Origin of the sequence: Candidatus Rickettsia tasmaniensis (assembly GCF_036857515.1) — a bacterium.
Lineage (GTDB): Bacteria > Pseudomonadota > Alphaproteobacteria > Rickettsiales > Rickettsiaceae > Rickettsia > Rickettsia rickettsii.
In genome coordinates, this window is sequence record NZ_JAQCNX010000024.1 from 1 (window position 1) to 21,810 (window position 21,810).

The following is a 21,810-nucleotide window of genomic DNA, read 5'->3' on the forward strand; positions in this document are numbered from 1 at the left end:
AATTTATACGACTAATGCTATTGAATCTACTAACCGTCAAATTCGCAAAATTATTAAAAATAAAGGGGTATTTCCAGATGATAAATCGATTCAGAAAATAATCTTTTTGGCATTGACAAATGCATCTAAAAAATGGACAATGCCTATTAAGAATTGGGCGATGGCTTTAAATCAATTTGCTATACTTTGTGATACTAATTTACAAAATTGTGCAAATGGAGAAATCATACTTACACAAAGAATCTGACAGACCCTCGCCTGCTATAATATGCTTCGATTTAACAATTAAATATTTTCATAAAATCATTTTAAATTTTAACTTCACTATATATTATGCACTTAAGTAATAACTCCATTAGGCTCATGCGTTGCACACATTATAGCGAGTGGAAAGAATACCATCGCATACGAGCTGAACAAAGCTTTGATACTATAAACGTAAAATATGATTCTAACCATCCAACTATAACGGCAGAGAATCATTATCATTTTGTATTATATAAAAGAGTTAAAATCATTGCAACTGCTCATATAGAATTTTTCAATGAAAATGAAATCGGCACTAAGGTCACTTGCAGTAGATAAGCCTTATCAAAACCAAGGATTCGGTAAATATACAATGAAGCTTGCGGTTTTAAACCATTATTTAATTTAAAGCCACAAAACTATAAATTTAATATGGTGTATATGGTTAAGAATCTAGAATCTAACAATCCTCTACAAAATTTAATTCTGCTTGAGAAAGACGCACGGGACTATGGTTTTGATTGGCCGGATCATGAGATGATTTTAGAGCAGGCAATAGATGAATGTAGAGAGATAAAAGAAGCTATTGACGATGCCAACCCACCGGAAAGAGTACAAGAAGAAATAGGGGATTTGCTCCATACGGCAATTTCGTTGTGTATTTTTTCAGGGTTTGATGTTGAGACAACACTTAGCAAGACAAATGAAAAATTTGAGAAACGTATGAGAGCAATAAAAATGCTTACCAAAAAGCATAACCTGCCAAATCTGCAAGGACAATCCGTAGAATTTATGCTGAAGCTTTGGAAAGAAGCAAAAGAGATAACTAAAAATGTTAAACCCTAAAAGCATTCTTAAATTAACAATCTTTCTTAGTATATTTTTACTTACTTTATACGGAGTAAATTTTGCTTTGCATTGGCATAATCCCGACGTAAATAATGAAGTAGCTGATGATATAGGAAATTGTTTATATAAAAATGCTCATAAAAGCCTACAGGTTAATTCTATGGGAATAGCATTTAATATTTCCTATACCCCAAATGCTGAAAAAGACTGTTTTAATCCGTCTTTTCCTATTATTCATATTAAAACAGATGCAAAACATAATACTTGGCTTCACATAGTTTGCACTGATTTGCTTGGATAAGGAATTACAAGAGTTTATAGACGGTGATATAAAACTCAATTACCCATTTTACACTTTAGAACAAGATTTTTATGATTCTCCTTTATGGTACTACACACTTTTCTCTGAACCTTTATCTTACTGGATCGGTCACGTTTATGCCATTAAAATTGATCATGAGCGTAAAACAATAAAAGTTATAGACGGTATCAAATGGGGGTTTAAGCTCTCGTATTTTCCCATTAAGCTGCGAATGATTTTACCATCGCCGCCTAGTTTAGAAGACTGGCAAGAGGATTGGAATATTTTTAAAGAAGAATTAAAAGGATATACAACGAATTAAACTATCACTCAAATATGATCTCTTTAAGATTTTTAAGAAATTTATTATTTACTCAAGTGGCATAATACGCTCAAAATATTCATCCCTTATTCCTAAAAACAAATCAAAAAAAGTAGAGCTAACTGCACTTTGTAAACGGCGATACTCTATTTTAGAATTTTTTATTGTCCACTTCTCCTCAAGTGCTTTACTTACTTTTTTATGTATATTATTTATAATTATACTAACGATGTTATCTGCATCATATTCATCGTCTTTCGATGAGATATAATATTGTGCATCACGTACTGCTGACCATGATAAATTAAACACGTGCCCTACTGAAAAAAATAGTAATAAAATGTTGAAAGCTTTTAAAGCTGTTTTCTCTCCATATTGATCTATGGAAAATTGATGTTTTTTCAATAAATATTTAAAATTTTCTATACATTCATATTTAGCAATTTGATGCCATATATCACTGACTTCTTTTTTCCATGATGAAGACCATTCGTCTTTAACTATATTTCGCACAGAATTTAAATATTCTTTTTTTTCTTCAATATCCATATTAGGTAAAAGATCCCATAAAACTTTGTTTGGATAATAGTCTGTTAATGCTTTTTCTTGATTGAATTTGAAGGCATCAAGACTGCTTTAAAGGATTAATTAATACAAAACCTCTACGACCTAGAGGTCCTACAATATGATCATTTAAATCTTCGTCCGGTGCTAAACTCGGTACAGAATATCCTTTTAAATATGGCTTTACAAATTCAAGGTCTTCAGAAGCAGAATGTTCTACTACACTTAATAAATATAAAGCATCTTTTAGAGTTAATTCTTCAATTGGCGGAGCTTTAATATTTTTATACAAAAATGTATCTATTAAAATACGTCTTTTTGCTTCTTCTTCAGTTTGTTTTTGCTGTTTTATAGCTTTCTTACAATTATCACATGCACAACTAGAGTTATTGTTATGATTATATATAGGACCCAATAGAGCAAAACTCGTTTCTCCATAAACATAGCTATAATAATTTCTACTCTTTAGCTTAATAACTAAATTTGTATCTCGGCAGTATTTACAGAATAATTTATGATGCGTAACAAGCGGGAATAAACTAACTAAACTATTGGGAGATACATTAACATTAAATTCTTCTAATAAATTAGCTATTTTCTCATAGTTATAATAACGTTTTATTAAATCTTTGATTTGTTCTTCTGTTAAATGTGATAAATCTTTATGAGCTATAACTTAATATAAATTAATTGATTATTAGGTATATAATTGTAACTTATAAAAGTACAGCTGTAATAGAAAAAATAATATAAATATGCAACTATTTTTATTATAAAAGTAAAAATAGAAATTAAAAGACTATCAATATGAGGTAATTAGTAGACGATAAGCTTTGTAAAAAGCTTTTAGACTTTATAAATGTAATAACAAATGCATATGAAACTTTTAAATACTCGACAGTGGAAACCTTGATTACTATTTGGCTTTCCGGTTCGATAAACTACAAAAATTGGCTAACTGTCCAGACTAGAGCGTGGTAAGTTAGTATTACAGAAAAAAGATATTTTTGTTTAGGTAAAGTTGATGGTAATATTTTAACAGTCCGTTTTACGTTCCGAGATAATCATATAAGAATTTTTAGAGCAGGATACTGGCATAAAGGTAAGAGAATTTATGAGCAAGAGAATAAAATACACTGATGGGGAAATAGGGGCAGTAAAAATAGTAAAAGATTTCTTGCCGCACCCTAGAGAACTTTTATTAAAAGATGATTCAGTAAAAGTAACCATTTCTTTAAGTAAAGAGAACGTAGAATTTTTTAAATCAGAAGCAGCAACTGCACATGTTCCTTTACTAGATAAATATACTAAGTATTATAAAGAAAATAAACAAGCATAACATACTCTTCTGCTTTTAAGAATTGCTCTTTATTATCTTCATGAATGCACGTACTCACTTATTAAGTATAAGCCGTACACACTCACCATTTGATAACAAATTCAATTCTTGAAATCATTCGAGTATACCATAAACTGAGCTGGCGGAGAGAGGGGGATTCGAACCCCCGACACGTTGCCGTGAACACGCTTTCCAGGCGTGCGCCTTAAACCGCTCGGCCATCTCTCCCAAATTTTTAGCATTGCCTGTATGGCTTCCTATGTCATTCTCACAAGGTATTGATGTTGTTGCATAGAGTAAAAAGCCTACTCGATATCATCCCAACGGAAGCGAGGATCCCAAAAAATAAACCTATAAAAACAAGTTTTTTGTAGGTTTTACTGGATTCCCGCTTTCGCGGGAATGACATAAAACGATCTATGCCACAAAGCCTTTAGCCGCTTGCAATGACGACTCGGGTATCCATACGACAAAGCTAAGACTTATTCTGAGAAAAAATATTATTAGCTTCTTCTAGCTCATTTTTAGTATTAACACCAACAATTAAATCATGATCAGTAGATAATAAATATGAAACTTTTTCACCGTGATTTTTACATATTTTTACTATTTCAGTTAAATAAACTTCCTTATGACCGTTATTATTAGTAGCAAATAAAGGTAAGTATTTATTTAAAATATTGCTACTGAAAGCCATAACACCTGAATTACAAAGCTTTATGTTTTTCTCTTCTGCGCTTGCATTTTTATGTTCGATTATCTCTAAAAATTCACCATTTTTATCAGTAGCTATTCTCCCATATTGAACCGGATTTGCTCTCTCAAAGCCTAAAGTCACTAATGCAGCATTAGTAAGGCTTAAATAAGCTATTAATTCATGCATAAGTTTTGGAGTAATAAGAGGATGATCAGCATATAAAACTAATATTGTTTTATTTTTATTAATTAAATCTATTGCTGCATAAGTAGCATGAGCTGTGCCTTGAGGTTCTTCTTGCAGTACAAAGCAACACCTATTTTCATAGGGCGTTAAATGTTTTTTAAGTTCTTCTGAATAAACTATAATTACATCATTTGTGACGTTAAGCGAATTCTTTAATACCGTTTCAAGCATTGGAACTCCACCGACTTTATGCATTACTTTCGGTAAACCGGACTCCATTCTAGTACCTTTACCGGCTGCTAAAATAATTATTTGATAATTTGCATCGTTATAAGTCATGGTTCTCCTTGTATTATTTCGTAAACATCATCAGATAACTCATAATTCCCAAAAACTCTTTGCACATCATCGTTTTCTTCTAAAACTTCCACAAGCTTTAGTAATTTTTCAGCTTTTTCCTTATCATCTATAATTGTTGTATTTAATGGGATCCAGCCTATATACGAATCTTCAGGTATGCCGTATTTGCCAGTTAAAAATTCTAGAACTTTAGAGAAATTTCCAATATCCGTATAGATTGTATAGGTGGTATCATCGGATATAATATCATGCCCCCCGGCTTCTATGGCTGCCTCTAAAATATCTTCATTAGATGCTATATTTATTGGATACTGCATAACTCCGCAATGGTTGAACAAATAATTGACACTACCGGTTTCGCCTAAACTCCCACCATATTTAGTAAAACTAGAGCGTACTTCTGCAGCAGTGCGGTTTTTATTATCGGTTAAAGCTTCAACTATTATAGCAATACCATTCGGTGCATAACCTTCATATCTAATTTCCGTATAATTTTCGGTATTAGAAGAATCATTAGCACTATTAATAGCTTTATCTATTCTTTCTTTAGGAAGATTTTGACTACGTGCGGCGGTTAAAGCATTTCTAAGACGTGGATTATTTTCAGGGTTATTAGAAGAACCGGTTTTAGCTGCAGTAACTATTTCATGAATTAATTTAGTGAAAACTTTTGCTCTTTTTTTATCTTGAGCCCCTTTACGATGCTGAATATTTTTGAACTTTGAATGACCGGCCATATTTATTCCTTTTCTTTACAAAAGTAGTATTATATACTGTGAAGTAAAATGAAAAGTAATACACGAAGATCAACTTGAAAAAGAGCAAGGAGTCTGCAAACCGAGGAGCGGAGCATATAATAAACACTCAGCACCCGAGGACTTACAAAGACGACGTAGCTAATTTTTCAAGTTCATCGAGTATATTTTTTTCTCCAAAAACGATTAATTAACCTTGTTTTGCTTTAAATCTTTTATTCTTTTTATTTATTACAAAAATTTTGCCTCTTCTTTTAACGATCTGACAATCTTTATCACGTTTTTTTAACGATTTTAATGAGCTAACAACTTTCATAAAATATACTTTTACATTTAATTTGGATTGATAATAAACATTTTTATTTAATCAGTCAATTAGGTTCTGTACTCTTGTAATAGAATAATCATAATTATGGCTATTTTTAGCTGCAAATTATAATCATTAATCAAAAGTGTACAGGACCTAACAATTTAAAGCATTTTTAAAAATACCATGCTTCGTGGTTTTTAAATATAAATTTAACCAATAATTACAAAGGGATCAAATTATGAATAAATATTCATTATATAACTTTACTCAAGAAACTATAAATGAAATCAAGCAAAATGGAAGAGAATGGAGTTTAAACAAACCATATTATGATGAATTTCTTGTTAAATTACCGAAATTAGTTCAAAAATTTGATCTATCTGAAATAATTACAAAAGTAGATTATCCAGGTAAACATGTATCCATATTTAATGCAGTAGGGGAGCTAGCATCATATGCTCAACTTGCTAAATGGGCTGAGAATGCTATTAAAGATGAGCAGCAAGGTGAAAATGAAAAAGCTCATAATCAATGGAAAGCTATAAAAGCAGTATTAGAGCATGCTAAAACATCAGGTATAGATTATTGTAGTTTAATAAGAGGCTGGGAAAATAATAAAGGGGCAGCACAAGGCGATCAGATACTGAAACTTCTTTTCAACAAAGTTAAACAAAATATTGACTTAAGTATAGATGAGCTGGAAGATAGCTAAAATCATAATAGACGAAGCAGATAAAGGAGAATACGGCTTATACGCTATTCCAAATAATTATAAAAATAATGAAAATGCAAAACATGCAGCTAACGAACATAAAAAATGGTATGAAAGCGTAATTAAAGATGATGATTTTTCAATGTTACAAGCTTAAAGCTTATAGTGTGGATACAAGCTGGTTCATCAAGCAGCTGCTCACGCTAACAGAGAGGAAATACCACATATCCTCAAGATGCTCAAGGTAACACTGCTGAAGACTTTGTAACACAAGTTAAGTAATCTTTTGCAAGCGATAGGAGGCGATATTAATAATTTGTTGGATATGGTATCCGATATATTAGGTAATCCTCAAAACACTAATGATGCTGCTTGGGATTTAGATTAAATCCTTACCTCTTAAATGCTATAACTTCTCTTGCTTCATAAGATAAGTTATGGTAGGCTATATCTTATTGTAACTCAAGTTATTTTAGCGTTGCCGGTATGGTTTGGGAATTATACCAAAATTGTCATTGCGAGCGACTACAAGGAGCGCGGCAATCCAGCAAAACAATAAAAAAATTCTGTAAATCAGAATTTTTTACTGGACTGCTTCGTCAATTACTCTGTAATTTTCCTCGCAATGACGTTAAAACCATACTACTCCTATTATTATCCTTTATCCTCTTCCCTAAGCCGGCTATTGCCGATCCTGAAATAGCTGAATCCTTTAAATGTTCAAAACTTTTTCCTTACTTTGAAAAAAAATTTAATATCCCATCTAATATGCTACATTCAATAGCTTTAAAAGAATCGGGGAAAAAACATACAACTCGTAAAATTAGAGTAGTATGGCCTTGGACGGTAAATGTTGAAGGAAAAGGCTATTATTTTAACACAAAAAGAGAAGCCGTAAGTTTTGTTAGAATAGAGCTTATAAAAGGGCGAGAGAGTATTGATGTCGGATGCATGCAGATTAACTTAAGGCATCATTTAGGGGCTTTTAATTCCCTTGAACAGGCATTTGATCCAAATAATAACATTCGTTACGGTGCAGAATTTTTGCGTTCAAAATATGATCAGCTAGGGAGCTGGCACAAGGCGATAGCTCATTATCATTCGGCTACACATTCTTTAGGGTTTAAATATAAACAAGATGTAGTTAAAATAGCAAGTAATATGGCTCTTTATAAAGCATCCTTACATAGTTATCTAAATAATAATGAAGGGGCTTTAGAAGATACAATTCCAGTAAATAATAACAAAGTTCAAAAAAAATCACTTTTTAGTGGCAATAAAAGACATAGAAGTAGTATTATGATACCGGTTCCTGCTAAAATTAATTAATTCTATGCATATTAAATTAATTACATGTTTTTTAATATTAGTAAGTGCGGTAAAAATAAATGCCGATTTTAACAATATTCAAGATAATTTTGAATATCAGGAAGAGCAACTAACAATAGAATTACCTTGGAGCGATTGTACCGAAATTCATAAATTATTAGAGGAAAAATTATCTTTTTCAGAACAACAAATAAAAAAAGAAAATAAAATTCATGAGAAATATAAACAATTTTATTTAAAACATAATAATCCTACTAATTTTTCTATGCAATTTCTTGAGAAAAAATCTGAGACTAATGGAGTAGAAACTTTAATATCAGGTTTTTTAAAATTTTGTGAAGATAATTTTCAAACTAGTAAAAGTAAATCTAATTCCCTAAATTATTATATTAAAAAACAACAAGACCAATGGTTTAATGATATAAGAAATGAGAATTACAAAATATATTATAGAAAAAAATACGAAGATAATATCTTTAGAAATAATTAATTAAGGCAACTATATATCTTGTATAACCTAAATTGTTTCGATATAACAATTTTATATAAAATTGTGTTAGTATAGTTAAGTGTTGTTGATTTATTCGAAAAATTACCTACTGAACAAAAGTGCATAGATTATTTTACTGATCATACGTTGGGCTAACGGAGCTTATTGTCCGTATTGCGGCAACCAAAAGATTTTTCATTATGCGGATGGAGCGAATCACAAATGTTCGGCATGTAAAAAGCGTTTTAGTATCAAAGTCGGCACAATTTTTGAAAATAGTAAGATTTCTTTAAAGAAATGGTTTACAGCAGTTTTGCAAGTTACTACGCCAAAAAAAAGTTTATCATCGTTACAGCTTTCAAGAGATATTAATGTTACCCAAAAAACTGCATGGTTTATGCTTCATAGAATTAGAGAAGTGACTAAACTAGAAAGTTTTAGTATTCCTTTAAAAAGCACTGTAGAAATAGATGAGACGTATATTGGTGGTAAAGAAAAGAACAAACAAAGGTACACAAGGTCGCAGCACAAAGACAAAAACCGTTGTAATCGGCATGATAGAGAGAAACGGTAACGCTAAGGCTCAAGTTATAACAAAAGTTAATTCAAAGACCATAGAAAAAATTGCAATAAATAATATTCCGATAGGGTCAACTATTTTATCTGATGAATGGGGAGCTTATAAGGTATTAGAAAAGTTATATAATCATGAATATATAAATCACGACTTAGGTAAATATATATAAGAGAGTCTGTGTCCACAAACACGATAGAAAGCTTTTGGGCGGTGTTTAAGCGTGGTATAATCGGATCTTATTCCATTAGCAAAAAACACATAGAGAGATATTTAAACGAGTTTGTATTTAGGTGCAACCATAAAAACTATAATGTAAGCAATATGTTTAATGCTATACTTTTAAATACAGGTAATTATTTATCTTATAAAGCCTTGGTAGGTCGGTATGAAACTCAAAGTAGTTAAAAACGGCGAATTATCTTTTAACAAGGCTTTAGCAATGATAGGTCAAGCTCCGTTAAAAATTAATTCTCCAGAGATTGAAGAAGACGAAATCCCTAAACCATTTATAAAATGGGCAGGGGAAAAAGAAGCCTTATCAAAGAGTTGTGCTTACGCTTACCTGCTAGTTACAATAATCATTATGAGCCTTTTATAGGAGGAGGAGCACTTTTTTTGCACTCATTCCAGACAAAGCTATTATATCAGATATAAACTTCAATTTGATTATTACATACAAGGCAGTTAAGGATGAAGCTCGAGCATTAATTGAGCTGTTAGCTAAGCATAAAGCTAATCACTCTCAAGATTATTACTATGCTGTTAGAAAGAACGCAAATAGCGATAACCCTATTGAGATAGCAACACGTTGCATATACCTTAACAAGACTTGTTATAATGGTCTTTATAGAGTAAATAGCAAAGGAGAGTGCAATTGGTCCCGATGGGAGCTTATATGAAGCCTAGCATATAGTAAAGCTTTACAAAATGCTGAATATCAGGATTTCAGCAATATTTCGCCTAAGCCTAAAGATTTTGTTTATATAGACCCGCCATATCAACCTATTAATAATACTTCATTTACAAAATATACAAAGCTTGGCTTTACAGAGGCAGATCAGGTTAAGCTTTATGAAAAATGCAGAGCATTAAATAAGAAGGGTGTATATTTTATGCTTTCAAATATAGATATAGTAAATGCACCAAGAAGCATAAATTGTAAATCCGACAGTAGGCAAGGAGCTAATGAAGTTTTAATAAGAAATTATTAGTACAATGGTAAAACAAATTGCAATTTCACAAGCTAATAAAACTGGAAACGAACTTGAGATTTTTATACATGATCAACTAAAAAGAGAAGGATATTGTTTTGTACGTAATAAAAGATTTAGTGCAGCTAGGATCCTTAAGCAGCCTATTTATACTAGACAGTTTGAAGTTGGCAAAAATATTTATGATACTAAATGGAAATGCGATTTTATATTATATCATCCAGAACGTTATCCCAATTGCCTAGTTATAGAATCTAAGTGGCAACAATCAGGAGGATCGGTTGATGAAAAATATCCTTATCTTGTGCTAAACATAAAAAAACAAGGAATTTATGATACTATAATAATAATTGATGGTGATGGATATAAAAAAGAAGCCTTGAAATGGCTCAATGATCAAGTTGGCAGTAATTTAATAGAAGTGTTTAGTATGTCTGAATTTACATCTTGGGTAAATAAAAAGAAAATATAGGTTATACAAGTATATAATTCCCTTAATTTATTTCAGTACTTGATGCATATATTATTTAATTTATATTAACTGTAATAATATACAGGATTATTTATGTTAAAGAAATTTATATTAGTATTGTTTTGTATAAGTAGTTATAAATCTCTAGGAGAATCTAATAAGACCGAGAATAATGTTTCAGCGATAGAAAGAAAAAAAGTTTCTAGTAATGATAAACAACTAAAACCTGTCTACTTAGAGCATTTTGATCTAACTTCGGATTTAAATCCTGCAGAAAAAAGCCTGTTGAGTTTAGAACCTTTATCACCTAATAATAACAATACGAAACCTATAATTGTAGATATTCAGGAGAATTTTGAAGGGCTAGATAGAGTTAAAGGGAATGATATTCGCACTGCAACTGCAAGACAGAGAGAACTTGTTCAAAATAGTTTGCTAGGAGATTTTTTAGGGGGTTTCATTTCTCGACCGCCACCAACAATTTTAGGAGAGAAAATTCAAGATAGGAGAGGATTATATATTCAACAGACTAAAGCTAAAAAATCACCGAAATAATGCAGTAGAGGGGATAAGTAACAGCTTATTTATCAAGCATGCAGCTAATGATATAATAAGTCGATTAGGGATGATTGATAAGGATTTTTCGGATATTCTAGAAATATCGGCTAAATGCGGTTATCTTACGAGCTTACTAAAAAATGCTTATCGAAGTGCCGATATTACCGTAACAGATATGTCGCCTTTATTGCTTGATTCTTTTGCGCATAATCATAAATTATTAATCGATGATGAAGATTTAGAATTGCCAAAAGACTCTTTTGATTTAATTATTTATTCATTAGGGTTACACTGGATAAATGATGTACAACGCTTTTTATCTAATATAAGAATTTTTTTAAAGTCTGACAGTATTTTTATCGGTAATTTTGTCGGAGGAAATAGCTTAAAGAATTTACGTAAATCCTTAATAGATGCCGAAATAGCAAGTGATTTTAAACACTCTCCTCATATTGCTCCTTTTATTCATTTTGATCATGTTCCGATTTTATTTTCGCAAACAAGATTTGCCGAAGTAATTGTTGACTATGAAAATATAGAGCTAAAATTTGATAATCCTTTAGCTTTAATGAGAGAAATAAAAAATATAGGTGAGGCAAATTCACTAAATGCTAGTCATAATTATGCTATTTCTAAAAAGATGTTTTCTTTACTACAAAATTATACAAACGGCTTTGAAGATAATATTAATTTAATTAGTTTTATTGCTTCACCAAATAAGAATAGTATAAGATTAAAGTTGTTATAAAGGTGATAGTGGTGTATTTTTAGCAGTATTACGTCATTGCGAGGAAATTATGTAAGTAATTGGCGAAACAATCTCAGGATATTTGACAAGATTGCCACGCAGCCTATGGCTGCTTGCAATGACGATCCAACAATTTATTAAGGTCAAACAAATATGCAAGAATTTGATTTAGTGGTAATAGGTAGCGGTCCAGCCGGTTATACGGGCAGTATTAGGGCTGCTCAGCTTGGTATGAAAGTAGCGTGTATTGAGAAAAGCGATACTCTTGGCGGCACTTGTTTAAATATAGGATGCATACCATCGAAAGCTTTACTTAATTCTTCCGAAAAATATGAAGCAGTTCTAAAACATTTTGAGAATATAGGTATTACTGCAGATGTAAAACTAGACTTACAAAAAATGCTAGCTAATAAAGATAAAGTAGTTCTTGATCTTACAAAAGGTATAGAAAGTCTATTTGCCAAAAACAAAGTTACTAGGATAAAAGGTGAAGCTAAAATTATCTCTAGTAATATCGTTGAAGTAAATAAAGAACAAACTAAAGCCAAAAATATCCTAATTACTACAGGTTCCAGCGTCATAGAAATACCGAATATCAAAATAGACGAAGAATTTATTGTTTCATCTACCGGTGCTTTGAAACTTTCTAAAGTACCTGAGAACTTAATAGTAGTCGGCGGAGGGTATATAGGCTTAGAACTTGGTTCAGTTTGGCGTCGTTTGGGAGCTAAAGTAACGGTTATTGAGTATGCACCGAGCATTGTACCTATGCTTGATAAAGAAATTGCTACACAATTTATGAAACTACAGCAAAAACAAGGTATAGAGTTTAAACTGAATACTAAAGTGCTATCTGCTGAAGTAAAGTCAGGAAAAGTAAATCTGACAATAGAGGAGAGCGGTAAGAGTTCAGTAGTAACAAGCGATGTGGTGTTGATGGCGGTAGGCAGAAAAGCCTATACGCAAAATCTAGGACTTGAGTCTGTCGGTATTATTACGGATAAGCAAGGTAGCATTGAGATTAATGACCGGTTCCAAACAGCAATTTCAAATATTTACGCAGTCGGTGATGTGGTAAAAGGCGCTATGCTTGCTCATAAAGCCGAGGAAGAGGCTGTAACTGCCGTGGAAATTATGGCAGGGCAGGCAGGACATGTTAACTATAACTTAATTCCAAGCGTAATATATACTTATCCTGAAGTAGCAAGCGTCGGTGAAACGGAAGAACAGCTAAAAGAAAAAGGCATTAATTATAAAGTCGGTAAGTTTCCGTTTTTAGCAAATAGTAGAGCAAGAGCAATCGGTAGTACGGAAGGGATGGTTAAGATCCTTGCCGATAGTAAAACCGATAGGGTTTTAGGAGCTCATATTATAGGAGCTGATGCAGGTACATTAATTGCCGCGCTTACGGCTTATATGGAATTCGGAGCAGCTTCAGAAGATATAGCAAGAACCTGCCACGCTCACCCAACTTTAAGCGAGGCTATAAAAGAGGCAGCACTTAGTGTAGATAAGAGGACTATTAATATGTGATATATTTCTATGTCATTGCGAGGAAAAACTGTAAGTTTTGACGAAGCAATCTCAGGCATCCTGCTTTATGAGATTGCCACGCTCCTTACAGTCGTGGCGTTGTTGCATGGCTTGAAAAACCAGTTCGGTGTCATACCGTGGCTTGACCACAGTATCCAGTAAAACCACTAAAAATACTAATAATATTAGTATTTTTAACTAGATCCCATGAACAAGTCGCGGGATGACAAAGATGAAGCGAGCCATGCCACAAGGTCTTCAGTCGCTCGCAATGACGAATTTAAGGACATTTATGACCAAACAAGAGCTGCGTCTTTATTTCAAAGAATTTTTAATAAAAAACCAAGATAAGATTAATTCCGATTTAGTCAAAAACTCTCTAATCAATAAAATTAGCCGGTTATTACAGGAGTTAAAAGTAAAGACAGTAGGACTTTACTTTCCTCTAAAATACGAAATTAACTTACTTGAAATAACAAACTTACATCCTGAAATAAGATTCTTCCTACCGAAAATCATAAAAAATGAGATAAAATATTGTCCTTATCATTATAACGATCAATTGGCCTTAGGGGCTTTTAAAACCTATGAACCTATAAATAATGATTTTTTTATTCCTGAGTTAGTTATTATCCCAGGACTTGCGTTTAGTAAGGAGGGTTATAGACTTGGATACGGCAAAGGACATTTTGACCAATATCTTAATAATAACCGAAATATATTAACCGCCGGAGTTTGTTTAAAAGAACAATTAATAGATAATTTTCTGATTGAATCTTATGATCGTAAGCTTAAATTTACGATTTCGGTATAATAACCTTAATTTTTTTCACTTTTTTTATTGTATAAAATATTATATTTATATTTTATTACAAAAATCAACTTAGGGTAAAATGGTTGATATAATAAAAAAAATTGTCGTATTGATCGGTGTACCTTTTGCTTTTTTTGCACAAGCAGTTGGAGATTGGCTAGAAACAGGACAAATATCCGGCGATACTCAGACTGGAGATATTTGCTTTCAATTAGCATTAGTAGGAGTAGGGACACTTATCATAGATCAGGCATTTAGTAACTTGCCTGATGATGTATACAACGAATATGTCAAAGTAGAGTACAAGATAGTGAGATACAAGTTACATTAGTTGGCTAATTTTTATTCAGGCTACAAGTTATTTGATTTATAGCTTTTTTCTTATAAGTTATTACACAAACTTATTATTTCATTTTTATATTTTTGTTTGTGTAAATATTTGCTTTTTAAATTTAGATTTTTAAAATCCTTGTGATTCAATGGCGGGTATTTACTAAGCTTTATTAAATCTTCATCTAAAATAAAATGCTTACGAGGAATATTTATAGTTTGTGCATTCTCTTCACGATAAGCTGCAAACATTTGAATTTTGTGATTAAAACTCTTATCATCACTTCTATATTTTATTTTTTTCCAAGCATCTTTCGGCTCAACCTTATAATTTCTAACATCTAATAAAGAACTAAGAGTAGTTTGATATTTATTAGTTAAATTATTTCTAATAATTATATTATTTAACTCTTTATATATCTTATACAAATACTCCACGTCTAACATTGCATAATTTAACATATCACTAGTAATAGGGCGTTTTAGCCAGTTAGATTTTTGGTGGGTTTTATCGATAGTAATACCGATTAGCTTATAGCAAAGGTCATCATAGCTTAGCTGTTTACCGAATCCGCAAATATTTGCTGCAATTTGTATATCAAAAGCATTAGCAGGTAGTGTTTTAAATAAATTATAGAAAATCTCTAAATCTTCACGAGGAGCATGAAATATTTTAGTAATATTATTATCTGCAAGCAGCTTATTAAAAATATTCAGATCTAAATTGCTTAATGCATCAATTATTCCGCAATATTCTTCTGCTTTAACTTGAATTATACTAAGCTGAGCATAATAAGTATAGCGACGCTCAAATTCCGTATCTATGCTTAAGCATGCCTTATTTGCTAACCGGTTACAAAATTTTTCTAATGTCTTTTGATTATCGATAATTTGCATAGAAGCTATTTATAAAGCTCCGATAATTTTTAAGAAAAGATTAGTATGAGATAACGACAGAACAACTTCAAGACCGATTAAAATAATAATAATCCACTCAAGTTTGGTGGAATGTTTATAATTAAGATCGTTTGAAAGAATGTCTAAAAGCTCGTGAATCATATTAAGACGATGATTCATTATATTTTGCCGTATTTCTATGTCTTGAAACTCTGCCGTCATGAGATAGAGAGGCTCATAACTCGGACGACGCCAAAAGAATTCTGGAGTATCGAATATATCGCTATGCAAACTGATTGAATAACGCTCGTTAAATAATATACCTATTTGCTGTAATATCTCCTTTTTAGAAAGCGATACGCTACCGGTTCTAGCTAGTTCCTGTTGTATAGGGGTTGTCTGGACAATCAAGTTACTAACAGATTGCTCAAGAACGCTAAGTTTAACCGATTGTGCAAGAGCATGGGAAATAGACAGTTTAACGAAAACTGATTTATCTGCTAAGATTATTTTATTTTTTTCTTCATCAATAAATGTTTTCTTGACTTCCGTATTATATTCAAAATAAATATAATCGGATACCGGCTCTTTAAGCTTATTTACTGGTACTAAATCAGCATCGCTTAAAACTATTTTTTCTTGAATTTCATCGCCGCCCCAAATAGTTACACAACCAAACGGAAAGAAAAATATCTCTATAAAATCAGAATCTTTATTTATCTCTTTCCGAATATATAAAACATCGTCAAAATGTTGAGGTTCAAGACCAATCTTTTTTAAATTAGTAACTAGATCACTCATCTTATATTCGGAAGCAGTACAGTAAGATGAACATCTCATGATTATTAAGTTTAATTTATATAAATTTAGAGTATAGTAGTTAGGAACCTATAAAGTCAATAATATTATAATTATGTATGAAATATTAAGTAATAGAGAAGTGATCAAAATAATAGGTTTCGATTCCGTAAAGTTCCTACAAAATCTCATTACTAACGATATTTGTAAGAGTATAGTCAATTCAGTTGAATTCGGATACAAGGAGCGAGGAGCAAAGCCTATAATAATAGGCGAGACGACGAGTAACGCAGTAGGCGAGTCCAAATCAATTGACTATAATTATAGCTATACTTATTTGCTTAATAATCAAGGAAGATATTTATTTGATTTTTTCGTGTATGTTCATAACCCTGAGGAAATTTACCTTGATATTGATAAAAGTAATAAAGCTGCTTTGATAGAGTATTTAAACTTCTATAAATTTCGCTCAAAAATACAAGTAATAGATTGTAGTGACGAATATAAAGTTATCTACTCACTTCAAAAATTAGATATAGACTCGCTAATTACGGTTCGTGATCCTCGTTATGCTAAGCTTGGTTTCCGCTCAATAAATAAGCTCGATGTCATACCGCGGCTTGACCGCGGTATCCAGAAAATAATTAAAAAAGACTGGACCCCGTGGTCAAGCCACGGGGTGACAGAGGGGGAACCGCCCCCCTCAACAACATCTCCCCGCGAAAGCGGGAATCCAATATACCTAGAAGATAAATATAATTTTGCAATAATAGATGGTGTGGAAGATTTAATCACAGATAAATCTATTCCAAATATGTATGGTGCTGAGGAGTTAAATGCAATTAGTTTTGATAAAGGTTGTTATGTCGGGCAGGAAGTGATTTCAAGGGCTAAATATCAAGGAGTTATAAGAAGAAAGATATATAAAATTACAGCAGATGAAGATTTATCTTCATTAGTTAAAGATGAAGAAATACTCGCAGATAACAATAAAATCGGCGTAATATGCTCAAGTTATCACAATAAAGCAATCGCCTTAATCAGAGAAGAAAAATATCTTGCCGATAAAGAAGCTGATGTTACCGTTAAAGGGATTAAAATAAACTTATCTCTAGCACCTTGGTATTAAATAATAGTTATTTTTTTAATAATTACTTGATATTTATTAGGTTTTCATGTATTATAATAATTATAAATAGAGACAAGAGAAGAGACAAGAGACACAAACCATATTTCATGGTATTTTTTATAAAAAATTAATATAAATTGGAGACTTTTATGTATACACCTTTTCAATTATTAACTTCAGGCAACATACAATTAATACCGGCTATATTAAATGGAACTAATGTTAACAACAAACTTAATATTTTTGAAGCTCTTTGTAGTTTAATACCTCAACAATAAGATCAGAATGTTAAAAATGTTTTAGAAAATACTGCTGTACAGATATTAAACAAAATGATCCTCATCCCTGACACTAATTGGGATAAGAAAGATACAAACGGTAATACTATACTTGAATGGGGTATTTGGAGTAATAGCTCCAATGTTATTGATGTATTTCATCATAACCCTGCACTTATGGCAAAATTTGTTTCAACTGAGAAAGCACAAATTCATAATTTTTTCTGTGTTGCTATGGAGTCGCATATTTCTGATGATTTCCGTAAGACACAAATTGAAAAATTTACACAATTAGGTTTAGATATTAATGATCTTGGTCAAGATAATTATATTGCTTTATATTCTACAATAAATATCAGCTTATTACTAATAATCCGAGTAATCAAAATATAAGTTTATTTCAAACTCAAATGGATAAATATTATAAAATAATTGAGAATCTAGTTAAATTTGGTGCTAATCCTTCGCTTGAAGCAAATAATATATTAAATTTATTAGCTACCGGTACTTTACAAATACAAAATACAATATCTAAGATGTCCGGTAACAGTCATAAATATTTAGTTCAAGCAGGTTTTAAAACTTTAATAATGAATGTAAAGGAATTAGTAGAAAAAACATTAGAAAATTGTAACCTTGAAAATTCTACCGGCGGTAATAATATGATTGCTGCGCTTGGTAATATAATATGGTCTATTAAACAAGATATTTCAAAAGCATCCGGGTCAAGAAAAAACATTGTTAATCAACAATTTTAAAGAGCTGAAATCTTTAGCTGAGCCTATAATAGAAAAAATAGTAAAACAGTAAGGATTTAATCCTAACATTATGGATCAATTGAATTCTAATGCAATAGCATGGTTCGGTGAATTTGGAGCTGAATTCTTAGAAAAATGCATACAAAACCTGATGTAAATTTCTATGATAAGAGTGGTAAAACACCACTTGATTGGTATAGCGATTATAACGCTACTAAAATCGTAGAAACTTTAATAAAAAATGGCAGTAATGTAAATCTTCAGTGTGCTCAAGATGCAGCTACTCCTAGCCATAGATTATTTTGAAATAATTCAAAAGTAAATACTAGCAACCCAAAACTTCCAACTCTAAAAGCATTATTAAATAAAGAAAATAAGCCGCCGTTTGATCCAAGTATCAAGATGGTGGGTAATAAAACTGCAGCAGATGTATTAGAAGAAACCAAAACAGCTATAGTTGATGACAATGATTGTCATAATGCACTTGATGAGTACACAACTTGGTATAATAACGATTATACTGTAACATCATTAGGTCAGGCAGTAGAAGAGTTTAATCTTTATGAATAAAAATGAGTCTTGTATGTCATTCCTAGCTAAAAGCGGCCTTATTGCATGGCTCGTTTATGTCATGCCCGCAGAAGCAGGAATTCAGCATAAAGCGAGATAAAGCAAGCTTTAAAAAAATCTTTTAAAAAGTTTTGAAGTACTGGATTCCCGCCTACGCGGGAATGACATCGAGTCTTATGACACCCATGTGTAATCGTAGGGATGACATACTTTTTTAACTCCACAAAAATATTGTTTGTTTCTTTTTTTATCTTTATTATTATTTGCATAGAAAATCCCTATAACTTAACTCTATGCCAAATATAGATCTCCTTATTTTTACTAGCTTTTTAGCGATTAATTTGCTAGTTGGACTTCTAAATATCAAAAATATTCACGAATATGCGATAGGAACAAGGAATTTTTCTACAGGTACAATAGTCGCAACTCTTATTGCTACTTGGATCGGTACTAGTACTTTTTTAATCGATAATTCAAGAATATATAAGGACGGATTATTGTACTTATTACCTAGTATATTCGGTAGCGTCGTTAGTTGGTTATTAATTAGTGACTTTATAGCTCCTCGTTTTGAGAATTTTTTGGGTAGCTTATCGGCAGCAGAAATGATAGGGGAGGCGTACGGTAACAAAGTTCGTATTCTTAAGTCGATCGTTAGTATATTAATGTCTATAAGTAGGATTGCCATGCAATTCCACGTAGCAAGTTTAATATTACAGCTATTCTTTAACATTTCAAATTTTTACATAGATTTATGTATTGCCACTGTAATAATAAACTATTCTGCTTTTGGCGGTGTAAAATCGGTTACTTTTACCGAAGCCGTACAGTTTTTTACTTATAGTGCAATTATTCCGGTAATAGGAATTGTCGTATGGAATGTTTTTAGCGATCCGCATATAGTTATAGACTCAAATGTACAAACTCGTCTTACTGATTTACAAGGATTGTTTCACTATACTAGTCCTAAATTTTGGATTTCTTTAAATATTTTTATATATTTTGCGATTCCGTCACTTGGTCCTTCAATTTTTCAAAGAATATTGATGGCAAAAGACACAAGGCAAATATCACGAACATTTTTTATTTCGGCAGTTATTTGTCTTTGTTTATCCGTTTTATTCACTTGGATTGCAATAACAGGCGGAAATTTAACGGTTTTAACTAAATTGATTAGTACTGGTTTGCAAATTCATTCTCATTCCTATTTCTTTATGTCATTCCCGCGGAAGCAGGAATCCAGAAAAAATAATACAGGATCCCCGTTTTCACGGGGATGACAATAAAATTCTATTGCTTGAAGACGTTAATGAAAAAGCCTATGCCGTGCATCGTAATCTAGTTCAATTAAAAAATACCGGTATATTTGAATGCATAAAGGCAATAATCTTTGGTGATTTTACTAAAGGGGATGAGTTTGTAGAACAAACTATAAAAAGTTTTTAAAACATATTCAAAATATTGGAACTTATAAAGCAGCAGGAATAGGGCATGGAGAAGTAAATCATCCGGTTATTATGAATCATGAAGTAATTATAAACAGTAATGTTTTAAGTTTTACTAGCCCTTTTGAAATAGTAGAAAACAAATGACAAATTCTATCAGAATAGGTACAAGAAAAAGTCCACTTGCTTTAATACATACTAATTTAGTTATTCAGCAAATCAAACAATTTTTTCCTGATATTAATTGTGAAATAGTGCCGATTATTACTAGCGGGGATTTAATCCAAAATAAACCATTATACGATATAGGCGGTAAAGCTTTATTTTTAAAGGAAATAGAGCAAGCCTTGCTTGATAAAAAAATTGACTTAGCTGTTCATTCTTTAAAAGATGTACCGGGTAGAATACCTGAACCGCTAGTAATAGCTGCTGTTTTAGAGCGTGAAGACCCCAGAGATGTTTTTGTTTGTCTAAAATATAAATCTATAGAAGAGCTGCCGCAAAATGCCGTAATAGGTAGCTCGGCAGTACGAAGAAAAGCATTTATCCAAAAAATAAGACCGGATTTAAAGGTAACGGTTTTTAGAGGGAATGTTGATTCAAGAATAAAAAAGCTAATGACCGGCGAAGTTGACGCAACAATTTTAGCATATACAGGTCTTAAAAGGTTAGAGGTGTTTAATCCGGAGTATTGCCATTTGATAGAGTATTCACAGATGTTACCGTGTATAGGGCAGGGAGTCATTGCAGTTGAGATTAGAAAAGACGATAATGCTATGCTTGAGATATGCAACCAAATTAATCATCTGCCCACTTTTGAACTAATAAAACCCGAAAGAGCATTTTTAGAGTATCTAGATGCTAATTGCCGCACCCCGATTGCTGCTTATTCACAATATCTAGATGCAGATCCTAGACATCTTTCCAAACTCGCTTATAGGGAGGCATTTGAAGGAAACACGGAAGCACTTGCCACCGCAGCGTACAAAAGCGATCGCACAGATGCGAGTACCGGATTGACGTACAAATTACCCCTAGAAGTAGAGTTTGGGAAGATGTCTAATATACAAACCGATTTTATGCTCGGTAACCTTGACAGCAGTAAAATAACTTTCCATACCGAAACTACCAATATAAAAACTTCAACAGAAGCAGGCATAAAAGCTGCTAAAATGATGTTGGAAGCTATCTGTAAATAAATTTTAATCGATAATTTAATTCTTTTTTGCTGC

General features: G+C 31.8%; 31 protein-coding genes, 1 tRNA gene and 5 pseudogenes. 29 read left to right on the top strand and 8 right to left on the bottom strand.

The genetic code is table 11. The annotated features are described in order from the left end of the window. The 5 genes and pseudogenes from O6R16_RS06060 to O6R16_RS06080 all read left to right on the top strand — a co-directional run. The coding region (locus O6R16_RS06060) for a transposase (RefSeq protein ID WP_499680432.1) at window positions 1-247 on the top strand (247 nt) is incomplete at its 5' end. Window positions 248-363: 116 nt separating this feature from the next. Then, window positions 364-655, top strand: a pseudogene (locus tag O6R16_RS06065) (GNAT family N-acetyltransferase). A gap of 128 nt (window positions 656-783) precedes the next feature. Continuing rightward, window positions 784-1,092, top strand: a complete 309-nt coding sequence (locus O6R16_RS06070; protein WP_499680469.1) for a MazG nucleotide pyrophosphohydrolase domain-containing protein — start codon at window positions 784-786, stop codon at window positions 1,090-1,092. After that, a complete protein-coding gene (locus O6R16_RS06075) occupies window positions 1,079-1,396 on the top strand; it encodes a hypothetical protein (RefSeq protein ID WP_499680433.1) in 318 nt (105 codons plus the stop codon). The genes O6R16_RS06070 and O6R16_RS06075 overlap by 14 nt, the downstream gene beginning before the upstream one ends. Then, a complete protein-coding gene (locus O6R16_RS06080; RefSeq protein ID WP_499680434.1) occupies window positions 1,389-1,718 on the top strand; it encodes a hypothetical protein in 330 nt (109 codons plus the stop codon). The genes O6R16_RS06075 and O6R16_RS06080 overlap by 8 nt, the downstream gene beginning before the upstream one ends. Before the next feature lie 48 nt (window positions 1,719-1,766). On the opposite strand, the gene O6R16_RS06085 is transcribed toward O6R16_RS06080, so the two are convergent. Beyond that, window positions 1,767-2,267: a hypothetical protein gene (locus O6R16_RS06085; RefSeq protein WP_499680435.1), complete on the bottom strand. Its 501-nt coding sequence runs from the start codon at window positions 2,265-2,267 to the stop codon at window positions 1,767-1,769. Window positions 2,268-2,343: 76 nt separating this feature from the next. Continuing rightward, window positions 2,344-2,697 (bottom strand): hypothetical protein, encoded by a 354-nt coding sequence (locus O6R16_RS06090; protein ID WP_499680436.1) that lies wholly within the window; start codon window positions 2,695-2,697, stop codon window positions 2,344-2,346. Window positions 2,698-3,396: 699 nt separating this feature from the next. On the opposite strand from O6R16_RS06090, the gene O6R16_RS06095 reads away from it, so the two are divergent. Continuing rightward, complete coding sequence (locus O6R16_RS06095; protein WP_499680437.1) at window positions 3,397-3,621, top strand: CopG family transcriptional regulator; 225 nt, start codon at window positions 3,397-3,399, stop codon at window positions 3,619-3,621. Window positions 3,622-3,761: 140 nt separating this feature from the next. Here the strand turns inward: O6R16_RS06095 and O6R16_RS06100 are convergent. The 4 genes from O6R16_RS06100 to ykgO all read right to left on the bottom strand — a co-directional run bounded on the left by O6R16_RS06100 (window position 3,762) and on the right by ykgO (window position 5,935). Continuing rightward, a tRNA-Ser gene (locus O6R16_RS06100) sits at window positions 3,762-3,849 on the bottom strand. A 247-nt stretch (window positions 3,850-4,096) separates the two neighbouring features. Then, window positions 4,097-4,843, bottom strand: coding sequence for a sugar phosphate nucleotidyltransferase (locus O6R16_RS06105; RefSeq protein WP_499680438.1), 747 nt, complete (start codon window positions 4,841-4,843; stop codon window positions 4,097-4,099). After that, on the bottom strand, window positions 4,840-5,601 hold the full coding sequence (locus O6R16_RS06110; protein ID WP_499680439.1) for a YebC/PmpR family DNA-binding transcriptional regulator: 762 nt from the start codon (window positions 5,599-5,601) through the stop codon (window positions 4,840-4,842). Before O6R16_RS06110 ends, O6R16_RS06105 begins: the two co-directional genes overlap by 4 nt. Window positions 5,602-5,809: 208 nt before the next feature. Beyond that, window positions 5,810-5,935 (bottom strand): type B 50S ribosomal protein L36, encoded by a 126-nt coding sequence (gene ykgO, locus O6R16_RS06115; protein WP_004998227.1) that lies wholly within the window; start codon window positions 5,933-5,935, stop codon window positions 5,810-5,812. A gap of 232 nt (window positions 5,936-6,167) precedes the next feature. Here ykgO and O6R16_RS06120 point away from each other — a divergent pair, with 232 nt between their 5' ends. From O6R16_RS06120 to O6R16_RS06190, 15 genes and pseudogenes are all read left to right on the top strand, one after another. Beyond that, on the top strand, window positions 6,168-6,641 hold the full coding sequence (locus tag O6R16_RS06120; RefSeq protein ID WP_499680473.1) for a hypothetical protein: 474 nt from the start codon (window positions 6,168-6,170) through the stop codon (window positions 6,639-6,641). Beyond that, a complete protein-coding gene (locus O6R16_RS06125; protein WP_499680440.1) occupies window positions 6,622-6,798 on the top strand; it encodes a hypothetical protein in 177 nt (58 codons plus the stop codon). The genes O6R16_RS06120 and O6R16_RS06125 overlap by 20 nt, the downstream gene beginning before the upstream one ends. A 329-nt stretch (window positions 6,799-7,127) precedes the next feature. Next, complete coding sequence (locus O6R16_RS06130; RefSeq protein WP_499680441.1) at window positions 7,128-7,970, top strand: lytic transglycosylase domain-containing protein; 843 nt, start codon at window positions 7,128-7,130, stop codon at window positions 7,968-7,970. Between the two features lie 4 nt (window positions 7,971-7,974). After that, on the top strand, window positions 7,975-8,460 hold the full coding sequence (locus O6R16_RS06135) for a DUF2532 domain-containing protein (protein WP_499680442.1): 486 nt from the start codon (window positions 7,975-7,977) through the stop codon (window positions 8,458-8,460). Window positions 8,461-8,602: 142 nt separating this feature from the next. After that, window positions 8,603-9,034 (top strand): IS1595 family transposase, encoded by a 432-nt coding sequence (locus O6R16_RS06140; protein WP_499680470.1) that lies wholly within the window; start codon window positions 8,603-8,605, stop codon window positions 9,032-9,034. Then, window positions 8,931-9,206: a transposase gene (locus O6R16_RS06145; RefSeq protein ID WP_499680443.1), complete on the top strand. Its 276-nt coding sequence runs from the start codon at window positions 8,931-8,933 to the stop codon at window positions 9,204-9,206. Before O6R16_RS06140 ends, O6R16_RS06145 begins: the two co-directional genes overlap by 104 nt. Window positions 9,207-9,214: 8 nt before the next feature. Next, complete coding sequence (locus O6R16_RS06150) at window positions 9,215-9,442, top strand: transposase (protein ID WP_499680444.1); 228 nt, start codon at window positions 9,215-9,217, stop codon at window positions 9,440-9,442. Further along, window positions 9,423-9,635 (top strand): hypothetical protein, encoded by a 213-nt coding sequence (locus O6R16_RS06155; RefSeq protein WP_499680445.1) that lies wholly within the window; start codon window positions 9,423-9,425, stop codon window positions 9,633-9,635. The genes O6R16_RS06150 and O6R16_RS06155 overlap by 20 nt, the downstream gene beginning before the upstream one ends. Then, window positions 9,551-10,248, top strand: a pseudogene (locus O6R16_RS06160) (DNA adenine methylase). Before O6R16_RS06155 ends, O6R16_RS06160 begins: the two are co-directional and overlap by 85 nt. Window positions 10,249-10,252: 4 nt before the next feature. After that, on the top strand, window positions 10,253-10,720 hold the full coding sequence (locus O6R16_RS06165; RefSeq protein ID WP_499680446.1) for a PD-(D/E)XK nuclease superfamily protein: 468 nt from the start codon (window positions 10,253-10,255) through the stop codon (window positions 10,718-10,720). Between the two features lie 93 nt (window positions 10,721-10,813). Then, window positions 10,814-11,275 carry a hypothetical protein gene (locus O6R16_RS06170; RefSeq protein WP_499680447.1) on the top strand — a complete coding sequence of 154 codons (462 nt, stop codon included), beginning with the start codon at window positions 10,814-10,816 and terminating at the stop codon, window positions 11,273-11,275. 31 nt (window positions 11,276-11,306) lie between these two features. Continuing rightward, the gene (locus tag O6R16_RS06175; RefSeq protein ID WP_499680471.1) at window positions 11,307-12,026 is read left to right on the top strand and encodes a methyltransferase domain-containing protein; all 720 of its coding nucleotides are present in this window, start codon (window positions 11,307-11,309) and stop codon (window positions 12,024-12,026) included. A 153-nt stretch (window positions 12,027-12,179) separates the two neighbouring features. Beyond that, complete coding sequence (lpdA, locus tag O6R16_RS06180) at window positions 12,180-13,559, top strand: dihydrolipoyl dehydrogenase (RefSeq protein ID WP_499680448.1); 1,380 nt, start codon at window positions 12,180-12,182, stop codon at window positions 13,557-13,559. 292 nt (window positions 13,560-13,851) lie between these two features. Beyond that, the gene (locus O6R16_RS06185; RefSeq protein WP_499680449.1) at window positions 13,852-14,373 is read left to right on the top strand and encodes a 5-formyltetrahydrofolate cyclo-ligase; all 522 of its coding nucleotides are present in this window, start codon (window positions 13,852-13,854) and stop codon (window positions 14,371-14,373) included. Window positions 14,374-14,482: 109 nt separating this feature from the next. Next, window positions 14,483-14,712 (top strand): annotated as a pseudogene (locus O6R16_RS06190) (hypothetical protein). Window positions 14,713-14,754: 42 nt separating this feature from the next. On the opposite strand, the gene O6R16_RS06195 reads toward O6R16_RS06190, so the two are convergent. Then, window positions 14,755-15,600 (bottom strand): ribonuclease D, encoded by an 846-nt coding sequence (locus tag O6R16_RS06195; RefSeq protein WP_499680450.1) that lies wholly within the window; start codon window positions 15,598-15,600, stop codon window positions 14,755-14,757. Between the two features lie 9 nt (window positions 15,601-15,609). Further along, window positions 15,610-16,401 carry an RMD1 family protein gene (locus O6R16_RS06200; RefSeq protein ID WP_499680451.1) on the bottom strand — a complete coding sequence of 264 codons (792 nt, stop codon included), beginning with the start codon at window positions 16,399-16,401 and terminating at the stop codon, window positions 15,610-15,612. 112 nt (window positions 16,402-16,513) lie between these two features. Between O6R16_RS06200 and ygfZ the strand changes: the two genes are divergently transcribed. The 8 genes and pseudogenes from ygfZ to hemC all read left to right on the top strand — a co-directional run bounded on the left by ygfZ (window position 16,514) and on the right by hemC (window position 21,777). Continuing rightward, the gene (gene ygfZ, locus O6R16_RS06205) at window positions 16,514-17,527 is read left to right on the top strand and encodes a CAF17-like 4Fe-4S cluster assembly/insertion protein YgfZ (protein WP_499680452.1); all 1,014 of its coding nucleotides are present in this window, start codon (window positions 16,514-16,516) and stop codon (window positions 17,525-17,527) included. 332 nt (window positions 17,528-17,859) lie between these two features. After that, window positions 17,860-18,198, top strand: a complete 339-nt coding sequence (locus O6R16_RS06210) for a hypothetical protein (protein ID WP_499680453.1) — start codon at window positions 17,860-17,862, stop codon at window positions 18,196-18,198. Window positions 18,199-18,215: 17 nt separating this feature from the next. After that, a complete protein-coding gene (locus O6R16_RS06215; protein WP_499680454.1) occupies window positions 18,216-18,563 on the top strand; it encodes a hypothetical protein in 348 nt (115 codons plus the stop codon). 135 nt (window positions 18,564-18,698) lie between these two features. Further along, window positions 18,699-18,869, top strand: a complete 171-nt coding sequence (locus O6R16_RS06220; RefSeq protein WP_499680455.1) for an ankyrin repeat domain-containing protein — start codon at window positions 18,699-18,701, stop codon at window positions 18,867-18,869. Window positions 18,870-18,965: 96 nt separating this feature from the next. Next, on the top strand, window positions 18,966-19,133 hold the full coding sequence (locus O6R16_RS06225; RefSeq protein WP_499680456.1) for a hypothetical protein: 168 nt from the start codon (window positions 18,966-18,968) through the stop codon (window positions 19,131-19,133). Between the two features lie 293 nt (window positions 19,134-19,426). Then, window positions 19,427-20,272 (top strand): annotated as a pseudogene (locus O6R16_RS06230) (sodium:solute symporter family protein); the annotation flags it as partial. After that, window positions 20,270-20,725: pseudogene (locus tag O6R16_RS06235) on the top strand (S66 peptidase family protein); the annotation flags it as partial. The pseudogenes O6R16_RS06230 and O6R16_RS06235, both read left to right, overlap by 3 nt. Further along, window positions 20,722-21,777: a hydroxymethylbilane synthase gene (gene hemC, locus O6R16_RS06240; protein ID WP_499680457.1), complete on the top strand. Its 1,056-nt coding sequence runs from the start codon at window positions 20,722-20,724 to the stop codon at window positions 21,775-21,777. The pseudogene O6R16_RS06235 and the gene hemC, both read left to right, overlap by 4 nt. Window positions 21,778-21,810 lie beyond the last annotated feature (33 nt).